Here is a 16626-nt window from a genome sequence, read left to right on the forward strand (position 1 = left end):
CTTAATCCCCCCGATGCATTGGGGGGAAACAAGAGAATCTAGTTCCCTCCCCTTTGCAAGGGGAGGGTTAGGGTGGGGTAAAACCCTAGTTAATCAACTATTTCAAACTTGTGTATACACCGTAGGTTTCTGGGGGGAATTAAGTAGAAATGGGTTAGGGTTAGGGAAAGTTTTGATTAAGCCTGTAATACCTTAAACCACTTATTCAAAACTGTGCTGATGGTTTTCTTAATCTGATGGTTGCGACTCCATTTTTGGAATGCCATTTCATACTCTTCACCTTTGATTTGAAAGGTATTCCAGACATCAAGCCCTACAGGCAATCCGCAGAATAGTAAAATGTATAGCGACCAAGAAATTCCGCCACCACTGATTAAATCAAGCAGTATAAAAAAGCCATTGAAAATTGCATATTTGCTTAAACGCTTCTGAAATCTTCTGATGCGGTAGGCGTCAAAAGCTTTTCGTTGTTGAACTTGACCCTGTTGCAATACCCAATCGCGTTCTGCTAATTTTAAAGACTCAGGTGAAATTTCTAACTCAGCAGCAATTTCTAATATATGCTCATAAGAAAATTCTGTGTCTTTATCATCTGCTTGACGAGCGATCGCTAAGTGCAGAATTTGTTGGACATCTTCTTGGCTATACGAGCGGATGCTTTGAGGTTCAAACGCCGTCATAATTCTTTCTCTTATATTACTTTTAATAGAAATTTGCTACCCGATGGATTTTAAGCAGCTACGCTAGTACTATTTCCATTATTCTTAGATTAACAAATCTAGATGCTGTCCGGCATCGAATGTATGGGATTTTTAACTTTGGGAATGGGGTAAAGGGGCAGAGGGGCAGAGGGGCAGGGGGGCAGAGGGGCAGGGGGGCAGGGGAGCAGAGGGGCAGGGGGGCAGGGGAGCAGAGGGGCAGAGGGGAAAAATTTACTGCAACTTCTCTCTTGCTCCCTTGCTTCCCCATCTCCCCATCAATATAAAGACTCTCCAAACATCCAAGATATTATCAAATGCAGCAGAGCATAATTAATAACGAAATAACAAGTATTAACAAGGATGTCACTCAATGGTTGAAGAAAATGGATCGATTCGTACCCTATCGGTTGATATTGGCGGTAGTGGCGTTAAGGCTATGGTTTTGGATATTACGGGTAATCCTGTAACGGAAAGGGCGCGTTTAGATACACCGCAACCTGCAACACCGGAGGTTGTAATTAATGCAATCGTGGTGTTAGCAGCGGCTCAAGGTGAATTTCATCGCGTTTCAGTCGGTTTTCCCGGTGTGGTACGATGTGGAGTCACAGAAACTGCGGTAAACTTACATCCAGATTGGATCGGATTTGATTTGGAAACAGCATTATTAAAACACTTAAACAAGCCTGTACGGGTGATTAATGATGCAGATATGCAGGGATTTGGTGCGATCGCAGGTAAAGGTGTCGAATTAGTGATTACTCTGGGTACGGGGTTTGGTTCGGCTTTATTTGTGGATGGTAAGCTAGTACCGAATATGGAAATGGGGCATCACCCGTTTCGTAAAGGAGAGACTTTTGAGCAACAGTTGGGGCGTGCAGAGTTAGAAAAAATTGGTGAGAAAAGATGGAATAGGCGTTTAGAAAAAGCGATCGCATCTTTACAACATCTGTTTAATTATGATTACCTTTACATTGGCGGTGGTGAAGCTGTGAGAGTGAATTTCCAGCTACCGTTAAATGTCAAACTTATACCCAATATCACCGGTTTATTAGGCGGTATTGCTTTGTGGCGAGATGAAAAAAGGTAAAAAGTTTTTCATCTCGCCACAACTGAGAGTATTAAGCGATATCTAAGGGCAGCCAATGCCTATACGCTTTTTCTTAAGGTGCATCTTTTTTCAAAAACCATTGATTTAGATAGTATGTCTGATAACTTGATGGCTTGATTAATGATATTAATCTAATTAAATGAAATCGGAGGGAAGCAAATATAAACATGAAAATATTATCTGGAAAAATTAGTACATGATTTTTTCGTTTGCTCAGTATATACTATCCCGGACAGGAACAATGTTGTTGGTTAAAATAAATATTGCTTGAAGTAAAATAAACAAAAATGAATGAAATTGGCCTGATGATGACGGGCGTGTTAACAATAAGACAAGCATCTGGGACCAATTTGCCACAGCAGCAATTATTTCAGATGGAAAATGACGTAAACCAGTCAAAACAGAGTCAGTTAGAGATAGCTGCTAAAGTTACGCCACCTGAATTTATGCAGACAGATGAGATTTCTCAGGCTTCTCTCTCAGTGCTGAAACTAGAAAAAAAACACATACTTCAGAAAATCAGCAAAAAAAATCAGGGACTAATTTCTTCTAACTTTGGTAAGCCTAAGAAGTCTTCTCAGTCTGGAGGTGAAGTCCGTACAAAGGCTACAGGACGGTTCCAGAAGTTTAGTAGCCAACCTCTACCGACTCTTTATTTCGGTAGTTCTGGTATTGCTGTCAGAGCCTTACAACAGTTATTAGTGTCTAACGGTTATGCTGTAAGAGTAGATGGAATTTTTGGCGCACTAACAGAGACTGCTGTCAAAGCCTTTCAAAACCAGCGAAATTTAGGTGTAGATGGAGTAGTTGGTGAACGAACTTGGGGTGCATTGACAATTTAGTTATTTGTCCATTGTTTTTAGTCATTTGTCCTTAGTCCTTAGCTAATGACAAATGACTAATGACAAACTAACGGTACTTATGCTGCTCTAATAGCTGTTGCGCTCTTGGCTTGTAAATTAAATAGAACAAAGCCTCGATATAGCGCAATAAATCTTCCCGATTTTCCTTTGAGGTAAAGTTCCAAAAGCCATAAATTCGTGCTAAGGATAACAACTTGTTAGTGTGAATTTTCCAAGTATAGGTGCTGTAAACTCGGTCAATAGCTCGGTGCGAAATTTCACTCCAATAGTTAGGATTTTGTTCGCATTTAGTGATGAAGTCCACAATTTTGGTGGCTGTCTCCTCTAAATTCGTCGGGTTAATCAAAAATCCATTCACCTTATCTTGAATAATCTCTAATGGCCCACCAAACTGTGTGGCGAAAGTCGGTAATCCTGAAACCATCGCTTCTAAGATTGTCAAACCAAAAGCTTCAAATAAAGCTGGTTGTACAAAAATTCCCTGATGATCGGCAATGACTCGGTAAATTTCACCAGAATCAGTTTTAGTCAGGCGCACACCCAGCCAACGAATCTTTCCGTGGAGATTGTACCGATCAATTATTTGGTAGAGTTTGATAATTTCGTCGCGTTCTTCGTTGTCACCTGATTCTTCGACGCGTAATTTACCTGCTACCAAAATTAAGTTGCAATGCTCTTGTAATTCTTTACTTTGACCATAACATTCAGCTAAACCTGTGAGGTTTTTGATGTGGTCAAGACGCGCCATTGAGAAGAGAGGGCGCTTGTTAGGATCGTCGAGTTTGCCAAAGATTTGCGTGGGGTCTTCCAGAGTAAAGAGTGTTTCTGCAAGGCGTTGGCGATCGCTCTCTACTCGGTCTTTGTTTCGCGTGTAGGGAAAGTAATTATTCTCGTTTACTCCAGGCGGTACGACATTAAATTTGGGACTAAATAGTTCAATGCCATTGGTAACATGATACAACTCCGGCATGGTGAAGCATTTATAAGACTCGTATTGTCCCACACTATCCGGTGTCCCGACAATTTCTTGGTAGGTGCTGCTGATCACAAAATTGGCAGCATTCATAGCAATCAAATCAGCAGTGAATTGCAAGGAAAAATGATATTTCTCCTCCAATTCTTGCCAGTAGAGGTTGCTGAACAAGTATTTAGATTTTTCCAAAGCATGGGCAACATTGCATTGGGTAACTTTCAAACGCCGCGCCAGCAAAAATGCCACTAAATTCCCATCAGTATAGTTCCCAACTATTAAGTCAGGTGTGCCGTGAAATTCTGCCCTTAGTTCTCTTTCGGAATCAATTGCGTAGGTTTCTAGATAAGGCCAAAACTCAAACCGGGAAATCCAGTTTTGAGTCATATTAGGGTTAAATTCGCGTAAAGGTACTCGCAAAATCCAGGCATTTTCAGTCCCGTGGACTTTTTCTAGCCGTTGATTACAAAGAGTACCATCACTATTGGGAATCAAGCGGGTGAGAATAATTACCTTTGGCTCAACATTTAATTTCTCTAAACCCGCAAGCAGGACATCTTCTTGTAACTGCTTCTCTAGGCTCTTTGCTTGGTCAAGGACGTAAACTACCTGACCGCCGGTATCGGGACGCCCTAAAACTCCCTCTTGCCCAAACCAACCGTGAGCTGACACCAAGACGATTCTAAAAATCATCGGGACACGAGAAATGAATGCTTCTAGGGTCTGAGGATCGGCAGAATCAATCAATTCATCGAGAATATTTAAAGTTTCTCGCACTCGCGCTGCGGTGTTACCCCAACCTGGCTCAAAACCCATTGACTGCAATTGGAAGCGGAATTGTTCGTAGGGTTCATCATCAGGGCGATTATTAACAAAGCCGATCGCTTTCTTAACTTGCTCGGAAAGTTGCTGCTGTGATTGAATGCGATCGTTAAGCAGCAGTTGCACACCGTTGTAGTGGTGCAGGCGCAAGAAATTCAATAAGCTGTCCAGCAATTGTTTGGAGTCTTGAAATATTTTGCTGGATAGATAGCGGTTGAGAAATTGTACCCCTTTACCAATATTTTTGGGATCGCGGATGGTTGGGGTGTAGTCATAAAACGGGCCGAAGTCCAATTCTAGCAGGTCGCCCTCGTTGGGATGAAATTTGTTTACCAAGCGATCGCGCAGATCCAACAAATCCTGCACCGTCATCGGCTCAATGCTTAAGTCTGATGTCAACCAATAAACTTCTTGGCTAGCAATCTTAGAACGGATGATGAAACAGAAGTTTGAGTCTTCCTGAATAATTTCCTGAGTATAGTAAATTAGTTTGCCTAACTCCGAGGAAGTGTAAAAGGCTTCAGGTTTCTGGGATTTGGAGCAATACTCACTATATACATTGAGTATGTCGTTCCGTAGCAAGTACTTCTTTTCTTGTTGGCGTAATTCACTAAGAAAGGAACGTAAATCACTTCTTTCTTCACTATCTAAGACTGCTTGAAGCAATTCAGACATAGCAACTCCACTAAATGACGATGTTTGCATTGTTAACTTTTTAGGCAAGACAAATAAGCCTCCACCTTTTGTTAGACATATATAAACACGAAACAACACAGATAAATTATATTTACCTGTGTACCTACAAGTATCAACTTTTCAGCAGGCACTGAAATCATGTTCTACTTTACTTAAAGTATCTATGACTCAGTATTTTTGGATCTCACTAAAGGAATACAATTTTTATTTCTTTTGATAGAGGTTACTAAATCACTGCATAATAATATTTGGGGCACAAATTATCACGCCCTTAATTGCTTAATGTAATCTTTACTATATCATTTATTTGCGTATATTTTGATTATCAGCACATACAGTAGAATTCATAATTTAGGAGCCGGAGACGTTTCTGTTGCTCCGGTCAGAATAGGCTGCACTAACTAACAGAAGTAAAATAGGCAGAAGTAAAATAGGCTTTGAGACTTAGCCTGTGTAGTTCACCAACTTAAAATCTGCTGTATATAAGGTAAATAATTTCAAAAATAAAATATGATTCCTATATTGTGTTAATTTGGGTAATAATTGATTATATTGCTATAATTATTTTTGAAATACTTGAAACAAAAGTTAATAGTTTTGCTGAAACTTTAACTATTAATTTAAACTTAAATAAATTAAAATAAAGTTTTATTCAATAACAAAGTGATATTTGTTTTACATAGTTATAATTTTAGATAAAGGTTGTTTAAATTTGGTCGATTATATGGCTACCAATACAGATAAGTTAACACCTTCTGACCACAGTATAGGCAACATTCTGATTATGTCTTTACTTGCCTTCTGTGGGCTGACTTTGATCATTCTTTTAGGCATTTTTTAAAATTCAAATGTGCGTTCAAAAACTTCTAAGGCTAGATTCCCGAATTTTATAAAATTTCGGGAATTTTAATATGAAAGAGCTTTAGTTATATCATGTTCGCTTGATTACTTATTAAATCCGAAGAACCCCACCCCGCCAAAGCTACGCTTCGTCTCCCCTCCCGAAGAGCGGGGAGCAGGGTGGTTTCATACGAAAAAAGAAAAATACATAAGTCTTGATTTCTCGTTTTGTGGCATAGCTTTTTCCCTCACTTCCATTCCTCTCCCCCACGGGGGGAGAGGCTTTGAAACCCAGCTTGAGTTTTTCTCTGCTTGTATGAAACCACCCTGCTAGTTGGGGTAGTAATTTACGATCGCATAACGATCACATAATATTTAACGGGTCTACATCAATAGTTAAACTTACAGAGGAAGGACAAAGCGATCGCACTTCTTCCCAATCTGGTAATCGCGGTAAGGCATCGGGGGCAAATTTAATCAATATCTGCCAGCGATAACGATTAGCTACTCGTAAAATACTCGCTGGTGCTGGGCCCAATATCTCGAATTCTTCTTCTGTACTCAAGGCTGTAGCAATAACTTGCGCCGTATTTTGTACTTGAATTGGGTCGAGACTACTTAAACGCAACAAAATTAACCGCCCGTATGGAGGATAATTGAGTGCTTGGCGTTGTTCCAATTCAGCTTGAGAGAAAGATTGATAATCGTGCGATCGCACTGCTGCAATTACCTGATGCTCTGTAGTATAAGTCTGCACAATCACTCTACCGGGATCTTCACCTCTACCAGCACGTCCAGCGACTTGTGTCAAGGTTTGAAATGCTCGTTCGCTGGCGCGATAATCTGATAAATTTAGCAATCCATCGGCGGCGACAACACCCACAAGTGTCACTTGTGGTAAATCCAAACCTTTGGTAAGCATTTGCGTTCCGACTAATAAATCTGCTTCGCCATTGGCAAACTGAGTTAGTAATGTACGGTGTGAGCCTTTATTGCGGGTGGTATCGCTATCAAAACGAATCAAGCGCAACTCCGGGAACTGTCGCGCTAGTTCTTGCGTGATTCGTTGAGTACCGCTACCGAAAAATTTCAGGTAAGGGGAACTACAATCAGGGCAAAATTTGGGGTGCGATCGCGCATAGTTACAATAATGACACCGCAATAATTCCGGCGCTTTTTCTTCGGTGTGGTGATACGCCAGCGACACATCACAGTGCGGACATTCCAACACATATCCACAACTGCGGCAAGACACAAAAGTACTGTGTCCCCGACGATGAATAAATAAAATTCCCTGTTGTTTTCTTTCTTGCAACTCTTGCAAAGCTGCTTGCAGGGATCTACTAAATATAGAACGATTTCCCTGTTGCAACTCTTGCCGCATATCGACGATTTCCACCGGCGGTAAAGGGCGGGAGTTGATGCGCTCAGGCAAACTTAAGTAATGAGTGCTGAAATGAGTGCTGAGTGCTGAGTGCTGAGTGCTGAGTGAGGAGTGAGGGGTTGGGAGTGAAGAGTTAGGAGTTGGGAGTGAGGAGTGAGGAGTTACGAATTCTCCCCCTGCTCCCCTGCTCCTCTGCTCCCCTGCTCCCCTGCTCCCCTGCTCCCCTGCTCCTCTGCTCCCCTGCTTCCTCACACTTACCCAAGTTTCCAACGAAGGCGTAGCAGAACCCAACACCAAGGGGCAGTTTTCTAATTCAGCTCGCCAGTGGGCAACGGTGCGGGCGTGGTAGGTGGGTATAGGGGAATCTTGTTTAAAGCTGCTATCGTGTTCTTCATCTAAAATAATTAAACCCAAGTTGGGTAAAGGGGCGAAAACGGCGCTACGAGTACCAATGACAACTTGAGGTTCTCCGGTGAGCATTTGCCGCCAAGTGTCATAACGTTCACCATCTGAGAGGGCGCTGTGATAAACGCTGACTTTATTACCAAAACGAGCGCGAAAACGATCGGTTAGCTGGGGTGTAAGTCCAATTTCTGGGACTAAAACCAGGGCGGATTTACCTTGATTGAGGAGAGGTGCGATCGCTTGCAAATATACTTCGGTTTTTCCTGAACCTGTCACCCCATGCAATAAAACTTGAGCAAATTTATCTAATGTCTGAATTGTTGTTAAAGCGCTAGCTTGAGCTGTAGTTAAAGATTTAGCACCATCGCCTACCAAAGTTGGGCCTTGTTCAGTTCGCAATACTTCCCGTTCTTCGATGATGATGTAGCCTTTTTCCTCTAGCCCTTTCAGGGTAGGGGTAGTTGTTTTACAAATCTGTAAGAACTCATTTAACCACAACTCCCCGCCACGTCGCCGCAACACTTCTAAAATCTCTCGTTGGCGAGTAGTTAACTCTTGGTCAATTGTACCTGTGAGCGTAACTGCTTTTTGCAATTTTGGTCGAGTTAGTCGCGGCGGTTCTAAGTAGCTCTCTACTAAACCAAATCGCAATAACTCCCGAATTCCCCGATAAGCAGATTTGACTTTTTGCTGAAGGTAAACAAAACTATAGTCCCCCGCCGGTTGCCCTTGCAAAAGTTCCCAAACTTGCCGCGCAGTCGGAGTCAAAAAAGCCAAAGGATCGGCAGATCCCAGTAAATAACGACTCCCCTCTGCCCCTCTGCCCCTCTGCCCCTCTGCTCCCCTGCTCCCCTGCCCCCCTGCTCTCCCTCCAACCAGGCGGATACGACGCTGCGATCGCCCCAGCAATCCTGGGGGTAGAGCAACCCGGATTACTTGAATCAGCGGCGTATAGTAATATGCAGCAACTCGGTTGAGTAATTCCCAATAAGCACTTGGGAAAAATCCAACGCTGACTATATCTTCTACTTCTCGGATTTTTTCTGGTGGTAAATCGATATTGGGTTGTGCCAGTAACCGAATCGCGATCGCTCCTAATTGTTGCGCCCCAAATGGCACGCTCAAAATATCTCCTGGTTTGATTTCTAACTGGGCTGGCAATCGATAAGTAAATAGTCCTGTACTTCCTGGACAGTCTACCAATACTTCAACCCACCGATTAACAGTTTCACCTGACTTGTATGATTCACTCGGTTCACTCACCACTAAAGGAGATAAATTTATGTCATTAATATACATACTTGCGGATTTTATAATTAAATATTTTCCTCACATAGCTGGTCAGAATCAACCTAGCTAACTAAACTTTAGTTTTTCGCTTTCTTAAATTTAAATGGTATTTCTCAATACTGTTATTCTTCATAATACTTGATAATTTTCCTCTTATGTAATCTACTAGACAAATTCGTATCAACTATATATGCAATAAATATTTGGTACCCACTATACAAATAAAAGCATGTCGGCTATTGCTGCAACAGTTACTCTATCTACTAAATATGGAGTAGCCTTTTTCCGCCTAGCGGTAGATATTCAACCATTTCTGTATATGAGATGCTTTTATACAAAGTAAGATCAGATCAAAATTAAACTGCTACTCTTGTAATTTGTATTATATAGGTAACTGGAAATCAAATCGGGAATGCGTAACCCATTAGTAGGTCTTCCTTTTATACAACAGTCTACTCCAGCGACTAAAACATTATAAATATTTAGAAAAATATATGAAAGTTTAAAATATTTGGATGATTAGCTGGAATTTTTATATTTGTTAAGGTTGAGAAAGTTTGAGGGGGTTTGACATATTTGATAATTCAGAAAAAAATGAAGAATATATCTGCTGGGAATCTAAGAAAAAAGTTTTGCTGGGTGCTAAGGTAAGTTTCGTTATAGGTTGTATATAACTGTAACCTATAGATACTAGGTAGATGCCGATTTCTATTTCTATAGACAAATTAGCATCAGCCTACATTTCGCTATTCTTTACGGGTGCGTCGTCCATTAGGGAAAACTACCAAGCCTCAAACGAGTAGGTGTAAATAAATGATGTACCAAACAAAGCAACAATCCCTAAAGGAAAATATGAATATTGTTGAATTGGGAAAAATGGAAATACTGGAGAATGCTGCTGATATCGAAGAACCATCGCTCGATAGTTTAAATGCAGTGGCAGAAGAAGAATCTCCAATTGTAGTAGAAAATCTGGAATCAGACGAACGCGATGGCGATGACATGGCTGCGGCTCGTCCTTCGGGATACAACAAAACTGAACATGATGATGCTGTCGGCGCATTTTTTAAAGAAATGGCACGTTATCCGCTCTTAAAAGCTGATGAAGAAGTAGAGTTAGCGCGGCGAGTTAGGTTTCTAGAAGAATTTAGAGAAATACAAGCGGCTTTAGAGTTAAAGCTGGAACATGAAGCCAGCAAACTAGAAGTGGCTTCCGAGCTAGGAATGACGGAAAAGCAACTAGAAAATCGCTTGTATCAAGGGAGAGTAGCGAAACGCAAAATGATTCGCTCGAACTTGAGATTGGTAGTGTCTATTGCCAAGCGATATTTAAATCGGGGAGTGCCTTTTCTGGATTTAATTCAGGAAGGAGCAATGGGCTTAAATCGCGCTACAGAAAAGTTTGATCCCGATAAAGGATATAAATTTTCTACCTACGCCTATTGGTGGATTAGACAAGCCATTACTAGAGCTATAGCTAACGATGCGCGAACAATTCGGCTACCGATTCATATTGTTGAAAAGCTAAACAAGCTAAAAAAAGCCCAACGGGAACTCAAACAAAAACTCTGTCGTAATCCTACCGAAGGAGAAATGGCAGAATATTTAGAAATTAGTGTGCAACAACTACGCCAGCTACAACAGCTACGGCGACAAGCACTTTCTCTCAACCACCGCGTTGGTAAAGAAGAAGACACGGAATTGATGGATTTGCTAGAAGATGAAGATAACTTGTCTCCAGAAGCAAAAATGAATGAAAACATGATGCGTCAGGAGATTTGGGAAGTCTTGGGTGACGTGTTAACTCCACGAGAGAAAGATGTGATTTCTCTGCGTTATGGTTTGACAAGCAGCGAACCATGTACCTTAGAAGAGGTTGGCAATATGTTCAATCTTTCTCGTGAGCGAGTGCGTCAAATTCAAAGCAAAGCCATGCGGAAATTGCGCCGTCCTCACATAGCCAAACGCTTAAAAGGTTGGTTGATTTAATTACATTGCTCAAGATAGAGGTGCAATCTGGAACTTAATTAGCTTTGCAATTCGCAAACATCGGGTGTTTTGTAGCTTTTTTCGGCTCTTGTTTAGTCAATACTCAAAATAAATTGCCCAGTTACCTATAGACTATGGACTATAAACTATGGACTATAGACTAATGACTTCGGGTAGCAATTTGATTGTGCGTTTTGCCGAACCAGCCGATTGCAGCGTATTGTTTAAATTAATTGAGGGACTTGCAGAGTATGAAAAATTATCTCACGCGATCGCTGGCAATGCTCTAGCACTTCAGGAGCATTTATTTGGTTCGCGGAGGTATGTAGAGGCAATATTAGCAGAATCTGCGGGTCAAGCTGTCGGTTTTGCTCTATTTTTTCATAATTATTCAACATTTCTGACTAAGCCAGGAATTTATCTGGAAGATTTATTTGTTTTACCAGAATATCGCAGGCAAGGTATTGGTAAGGCTCTCCTAACTAAAGTAGCTCAGATAGCTGTAGAACGTGATTGTGGGCGATTTGAGTGGAGTGTCTTAGATTGGAATGAGTCAGCCCAAGAATTCTACCGTAGTATGGGAGCATCTATATTAGATGATTGGCGAATTTGTCGCGTCACGGAAGATGTGCTTACTCAATTAGGATCGGTCAAATAAAAAACGAAGGATGAAGTATAAAGGATGAAACAAGACAATTTTTATCTTTAATATTTCATCCTTAAATTTTAATAATTTTCTTTATAAAATACTCAAAATTACATAATTTTGCATTTTAATCATCAGTATAAATAGCACGTCTTTGCAAATAAAAAAGCTAGGTATTTTGTAGACAAGCAAATTCTCGTTACATATCGCTTTTGTGCTAATAAAGCTAAATCTAAAATCGCCAAGATTCAAAATCCAAAAACTTTATTTAATAAACCAAAGTTTGACAGCTTGTCATTTGACTATGGTAGCGGCTGAACTCACAATTATGGAGGATATTGCACCGAATAAGCTGTTATTGCAGAGAGAACACGAAATGAAAAAAATGATTACAGTCATACTGTTAGGCATAGCAATCTTCACCTTTGCCTTCAGCCGTCCAGCATTGGCAGCAGATGCTGCTAGTGGAGCTAAAGTATTTAGTGCTAATTGTGCCTCTTGTCACGCCGGAGGTAAAAATCTTGTTCAAGCTCCGAAGAACCTGAAGAAGGACGCTTTAGAAAAGTATGGTATGTACTCAGCGGAGGCGATTATTGCCCAAGTTACAAAAGGTAAAAATGCCATGCCTGCTTTCGGTAGTCGTTTAAAACCTAACCAGATTGAAGATGTAACTGCTTATGTACTTTCACAAGCAGATAAAGACTGGAAGTAGGCTAAAATCTAACTTCAAAAATTAATAATTTGCGGGGCTTTTTGTCCCGCTAATTTTAGAGTTATTGTACTCAAGCCACAAATCTTGCACCGAATAACTTTGAGGCTTATCTAAACCGGGGAGTAGCACACTACAGACAAGGGGATTATCCTGCTGCCATTGTCGCTCATAATCAAGCGATCGCACACTATTAAGGCTATACAGGGTATCCACCAGCTTGAAAAATCTGTTCGGCGGTTAAATTTAATTCGGGGAACAGAGGTGAGATAATGCGATCGCTACCTTGAAACTGGCTAACTTGGTATTCTCCCTCAATTAAAGTGTAAAGCGAGACAGTTGGTTGTTTGGGATTGCCAATAAATCGCCTACCGCCTAAAGCAGCATAATCTACAATCCAATATTCTGGAATGCCTACAGCCTCATAGTCAGCAGCTTTTTTTAAATAATCATCACGCCAATTGCTACTCACTACCTCAACGACTAAGGGTATTGATTCCGCTTGACTTACAGTAGATTCTTTTTTCCACAGAGGTTCATTTACCAAGTTGTGGCGATTTAATATCAGCACATCTGGTGAGTAAGCCGATTCACCTTCAGGCGGTTTGACTAATACTGTTTTAGGTATGAAGTAGGGGAGATTTAAACGGATACATTCTCTAGTAATTTCAAAAGCTAAAAATCCAACTACCTCTTCATGATCGCCTGTGGGTTGCGGCATCTCTACTATTACTCCATCATGCAACTCATAACGTTTTCCTGTGTTGTCAGGATATTTAGCAACGAATTCATCGAATGTAACTAGTTTGCGTAAGGCTTGAATCATAAATTATTGTCTTCTATCGTGTCTGTGAAGTATTCATTTTTCTCAATCCTAACGTAATTCGTAATTTTTAATTAGAGTTACTAGTAAAAATAGCTTTTGAAAGCGAATAGACAATATTATTTGATATCTGGTGAAGGCTACATGAGAAAGTTCTCATGTAACTTTCATTCTCTTCTCATAAAGCTTTAGTTAAACTTACGTTAAGTTCAAGTTAAACGGTACGCGAAAATTATGACAAACAAAGTTAGGGTTGGAAGAAAATCAGTATCAGTAAAAACTTTAGTTCTGCCTATAGAGCTACGTTCAAAAGAAGAATTGTATCGATAGCGAAGCGTTAGCGACGTAGGAGCGTCGCAGAAAGTGCCGCGAGATACAAAGCAAAGCCACTGCTGTGGGCAGGTTCCCCGACTTCCCTACGGGAAAGCAAGCTACGCGCTGTCTCCCTTTGAGAGAAGCAACTGCCATCAAATGGCGCTGCTTGCTTCAATTCCACGTTTTTAAATGTGGGTTCCCTTCTGTCTTCTGAATTTTAAAAACTCCATAAATGTGGTGTGTTTTCATGAATTATTTCAGATTGCTAGATAAAAAGGGGGATTAGATTCTGTGGGAAAAATTAGTCAGGAGTGCAAATGAACAACTTGTTATCCCACTCTGGAGAAATCATCAGAACATCTGCTAGCATCATGTCTCCGGAGAATAGTAGTTTATCTAGCAATACTCGGAAGTGGCGCATTGCTTTATATTCCCACGACACAATGGGACTAGGACATAAACGCCGTAATTTGTTGATTGCTCAAACTTTAGGATGTTCACCCCTAAAAACTGATGTTTTAATGATTAGTGGCATTCAAGATGCCAGTAATGTACCAACACCTCCAGGGGTAGATTGTTTGACGCTCCCGGCTTTGCACAAAAATATTGATGGGCGATATCAGGCAAGAAGATTGGATCTATCATTGCAGGAAATTATTACACTGCGATCGCAAGTGATACTAACCACTATTAAAACATTTAAACCTGATATTTTTATTGTGGATAATGTACCGCGAGGAGCAGTCAGAGAGCTAGATCCAACCCTAAATTACTTGCGTACTCAAGGAAAAACATACTGCATTTTAGGTTTACGGGATATCTTAGATGAACCTGCTTCTGTGCGTCGAGATTGGAAGCGAGCAGGTAATGAAGAGGCGATTCAAGCTTACTACGATCAGGTTTGGGTGTATGGCGATCGCAACATCTATGACCTAGCAAAAGAGTATCACTTCCAGCCAAAAACTGTTGCCAAATTCCGCTACACCGGCTATCTTGACCAACGCAGTCGCCTCAAACATCTGGATTTAGACAGCGTTCAAGCATTTAAATCGCTCAATCTGTCATCTGAACGACTGGTATTGTGCTTAGTGGGAGGCGGACAAGACGGAGCGCAGTTAGCAGAAACATTTGCTCATGCTGAACTACCACCAGAGATGAACGGTATCATCTTGACAGGCCCGTTTATGCCGCGAGAAGTTAGGCAAAAACTCCAGAACTATGCAGCGCAACGTGACAATCTGCGCGTGTTGGAATATTTAGCCGAGCCGACGCTGTTACTAAATCAAGCCGAACGTGTGATTGCAATGGGTGGTTACAACACAACTTGTGAATTGTTGTCATTTGCAAAGCGATCGCTCATTTTACCCCGCATCAAACCCCGACGAGAACAATTAATCCGTGCTGAACGATTACAAGCACTAGGCTTAATCGATGTAATACAACCACGTCAACTGACACCTACAGCATTAAGCAACTGGCTAACCCTTGAGGTAAAACCACCACAAGTCCGTAATTTCGTCGATCTCAAAGGACTTACCCGCATTCCTCAATTCGTTAATGAAATCCTCGTATCAGTTATTTGTCATTAGTCATTTGTCAAAGACAAAAATTTCACCTCATTAATTACGAATTACGAACTTGTACTGAGCGACTTGCCTTGAGCGTTCGCGTAGCGTCTCGTAGAGAAGTCGAAAGGAGTCGAAATATTACGAATTACGAATTATGTCAATCCGTATTGGTTATGTTCTTAAACGTTATCCCCGCTATTCTGAAACCTTTGTTGTCAATGAAATTTTGGCTCATGAAGCGGCTGGCTTAGATATAGAAATTTTCGCCTTACGACCACTATGTGACACTCACTTTCAAAATATTATTTCCCAAGTGCGTGCGCCTGTAAGTTACATTCGGAGGCCAATTCAAGGGCGGGTTAGTGAATCACTCAATAGTCTTGCGCCTACGGCTGCTAGCTATTTTTGGGCAGAATTACAAGAAGCAAGTAAAGTTATCCCTGACTTTTGGACAAAACTGGCCTTTGCTCAAGGTGAACAAGATAGCACTGTCTATCAAGCCGCATGGTTAGCACGAGAAGCGCGACTTAAAGGCATTACACATTTACACGCTCATTTTGGTACTGTGGCTACTAGCGTAGCTCGGCTAGCATCCCACTTTACAGGCATTCCCTATACCTTTACAGCTCATGCTAAAGACATATTTCATGAAAGCGTGGAATTTGAAGATATGCAAGGTAAACTACAGGATGCAGCTAGTGTAGTAACTGTCAGTGACTATAATCTCAGATATCTGCACAATACATATAACTTAGCCGCAAAGCAAGTTCAGCGCATTTACAACGGGTTAGATTTACGACAATTACAATATTCTTCTCCGGCTGAACGTCCGCCATTAATTATCTCAGTCGGTCGGTTAATCGAGAAGAAAGGGTTATCTGTTTTGATTGATGCTTGTGCCATTCTCAAGCAGAGAAATTATCAGTTTCAGTGTCAAATTGTCGGTACTGGTTCTTTAGAATTGACCTTGCGTCAGCAAGTTATAGATTTAGAACTGCAATCTATTGTGGAAATTGCCGGCCCGCGTCCACAAAATGACGTGTTTCAATTAGTACAAAAAGCTGCTGTGTTTGCCGCACCTTATGTCATTGGCAAAGATGGTAATCGGGATGGACTACCTACAGTTTTACTCGAAGCTATGGCTTTAGGAACGCCCTGTGTAAGTACTGATGTAACAGGTATTCCTGAATTGGTGCGTGATGGCGAGACTGGCTTGATTGTGCCACAACATGATGCCGAGAAATTAGCCGATGCACTTGGGCAATTCCTGACTAATTCTGCTTTGCGGGTTAAGTTGTCAACCCAGGCTAGGCAATTAATTGAGTCTGAGTTTGATATTCATCGCAATACTGCAATGTTACGGAAATTATTCTCTACGGGAATGAAACCCCGGCGATTAGAAATCGCGGCTACACAAACAAAGTCCGCCTGCGCGGACTAACGCCAAAATAGGGTTTCAAATTTAATCTGACGAGAGTAATAAAAGAGTGCTAAGGG

General features: G+C 41.2%; 12 protein-coding genes and 1 pseudogene. 8 read left to right on the forward strand and 5 right to left on the reverse strand.

Going from position 1 to position 16626, the window contains the following annotated elements; translation table 11 throughout:
- Positions 1-176: 176 nt before the first annotated feature.
- Complete coding sequence (locus RMY27_RS08710; protein WP_322662272.1) at positions 177-680, reverse strand: 2TM domain-containing protein; 504 nt, start codon at positions 678-680, stop codon at positions 177-179.
- Between the two features lie 391 nt (positions 681-1071).
- Here RMY27_RS08710 and RMY27_RS08715 point away from each other — a divergent pair, with 391 nt between their 5' ends.
- Positions 1072-1788: an ROK family protein gene (locus RMY27_RS08715; protein WP_322662275.1), complete on the forward strand. Its 717-nt coding sequence runs from the start codon at positions 1072-1074 to the stop codon at positions 1786-1788.
- Between the two features lie 308 nt (positions 1789-2096).
- Positions 2097-2651 (forward strand): peptidoglycan-binding domain-containing protein, encoded by a 555-nt coding sequence (locus RMY27_RS08720; RefSeq protein ID WP_322662277.1) that lies wholly within the window; start codon positions 2097-2099, stop codon positions 2649-2651.
- Positions 2652-2718: 67 nt separating this feature from the next.
- Here the strand turns inward: RMY27_RS08720 and RMY27_RS08725 are convergent, their stop codons facing one another.
- On the reverse strand, positions 2719-5139 hold the full coding sequence (locus RMY27_RS08725; protein ID WP_322662278.1) for a sucrose synthase: 2421 nt from the start codon (positions 5137-5139) through the stop codon (positions 2719-2721).
- A gap of 1225 nt (positions 5140-6364) precedes the next feature.
- Complete coding sequence (gene priA / locus RMY27_RS08730; protein WP_322662280.1) at positions 6365-9088, reverse strand: primosomal protein N'; 2724 nt, start codon at positions 9086-9088, stop codon at positions 6365-6367.
- Positions 9089-9895: 807 nt separating this feature from the next.
- Between priA and RMY27_RS08735 the strand changes: the two genes are divergently transcribed.
- From RMY27_RS08735 to RMY27_RS08750, 4 genes and pseudogenes are all read left to right on the forward strand, one after another.
- A complete protein-coding gene (locus tag RMY27_RS08735; RefSeq protein WP_322662468.1) occupies positions 9896-11068 on the forward strand; it encodes an RpoD/SigA family RNA polymerase sigma factor in 1173 nt (390 codons plus the stop codon).
- A 163-nt stretch (positions 11069-11231) separates the two neighbouring features.
- Positions 11232-11726, forward strand: coding sequence for a GNAT family N-acetyltransferase (locus RMY27_RS08740; protein ID WP_322662470.1), 495 nt, complete (start codon positions 11232-11234; stop codon positions 11724-11726).
- A gap of 364 nt (positions 11727-12090) precedes the next feature.
- On the forward strand, positions 12091-12426 hold the full coding sequence (gene petJ, locus RMY27_RS08745; protein ID WP_322662473.1) for a cytochrome c6 PetJ: 336 nt from the start codon (positions 12091-12093) through the stop codon (positions 12424-12426).
- 65 nt (positions 12427-12491) lie between these two features.
- Positions 12492-12611: pseudogene (locus RMY27_RS08750) on the forward strand (tetratricopeptide repeat protein); the annotation flags it as partial.
- An 11-nt stretch (positions 12612-12622) separates the two neighbouring features.
- On the opposite strand, the gene RMY27_RS08755 reads toward RMY27_RS08750, so the two are convergent.
- Together RMY27_RS08755 and RMY27_RS08760 are read right to left on the reverse strand one after the other, a co-directional pair.
- Complete coding sequence (locus RMY27_RS08755; RefSeq protein WP_322662283.1) at positions 12623-13249, reverse strand: Uma2 family endonuclease; 627 nt, start codon at positions 13247-13249, stop codon at positions 12623-12625.
- A 334-nt stretch (positions 13250-13583) separates the two neighbouring features.
- Positions 13584-13742, reverse strand: coding sequence for a hypothetical protein (locus RMY27_RS08760; protein ID WP_322662285.1), 159 nt, complete (start codon positions 13740-13742; stop codon positions 13584-13586).
- Positions 13743-13878: 136 nt separating this feature from the next.
- Here RMY27_RS08760 and RMY27_RS08765 point away from each other — a divergent pair, with 136 nt between their 5' ends.
- Together RMY27_RS08765 and RMY27_RS08770 are read left to right on the forward strand one after the other, a co-directional pair.
- Positions 13879-15150, forward strand: a complete 1272-nt coding sequence (locus tag RMY27_RS08765) for a glycosyltransferase family protein (protein ID WP_322662287.1) — start codon at positions 13879-13881, stop codon at positions 15148-15150.
- Positions 15151-15283: 133 nt separating this feature from the next.
- A complete protein-coding gene (locus RMY27_RS08770; RefSeq protein WP_322662289.1) occupies positions 15284-16570 on the forward strand; it encodes a glycosyltransferase in 1287 nt (428 codons plus the stop codon).
- The last annotated feature ends 56 nt before the right edge of the window (positions 16571-16626 follow it).

The sequence above is a fragment of the Nostoc sp. DedQUE09 genome, from assembly GCF_034530915.1.
In the GTDB taxonomy this organism is placed as follows: domain Bacteria; phylum Cyanobacteriota; class Cyanobacteriia; order Cyanobacteriales; family Nostocaceae; genus Nostoc.

Bases quoted from the DNA above. Each gene is read 5' to 3' on its own strand.
- RMY27_RS08710 (WP_322662272.1), bottom strand. From the start codon at position 680: ATGACGGCGTTTGAACCTCAAAGCATCCGCTCGTATAGCCAAGAAGAT.
- RMY27_RS08715 (WP_322662275.1), top strand. From the start codon at position 1,072: ATGGTTGAAGAAAATGGATCGATTCGTACCCTATCGGTTGATATTGGC.
- RMY27_RS08720 (WP_322662277.1), top strand. From the start codon at position 2,097: ATGAATGAAATTGGCCTGATGATGACGGGCGTGTTAACAATAAGACAA.
- RMY27_RS08725 (WP_322662278.1), bottom strand. From the start codon at position 5,139: ATGTCTGAATTGCTTCAAGCAGTCTTAGATAGTGAAGAAAGAAGTGAT.
- priA (WP_322662280.1), bottom strand. From the start codon at position 9,088: ATGTATATTAATGACATAAATTTATCTCCTTTAGTGGTGAGTGAACCG.
- RMY27_RS08735 (WP_322662468.1), top strand. From the start codon at position 9,896: ATGTACCAAACAAAGCAACAATCCCTAAAGGAAAATATGAATATTGTT.
- RMY27_RS08740 (WP_322662470.1), top strand. From the start codon at position 11,232: ATGACTTCGGGTAGCAATTTGATTGTGCGTTTTGCCGAACCAGCCGAT.
- petJ (WP_322662473.1), top strand. From the start codon at position 12,091: ATGAAAAAAATGATTACAGTCATACTGTTAGGCATAGCAATCTTCACC.
- RMY27_RS08755 (WP_322662283.1), bottom strand. From the start codon at position 13,249: ATGATTCAAGCCTTACGCAAACTAGTTACATTCGATGAATTCGTTGCT.
- RMY27_RS08765 (WP_322662287.1), top strand. From the start codon at position 13,879: ATGAACAACTTGTTATCCCACTCTGGAGAAATCATCAGAACATCTGCT.
- RMY27_RS08770 (WP_322662289.1), top strand. From the start codon at position 15,284: ATGTCAATCCGTATTGGTTATGTTCTTAAACGTTATCCCCGCTATTCT.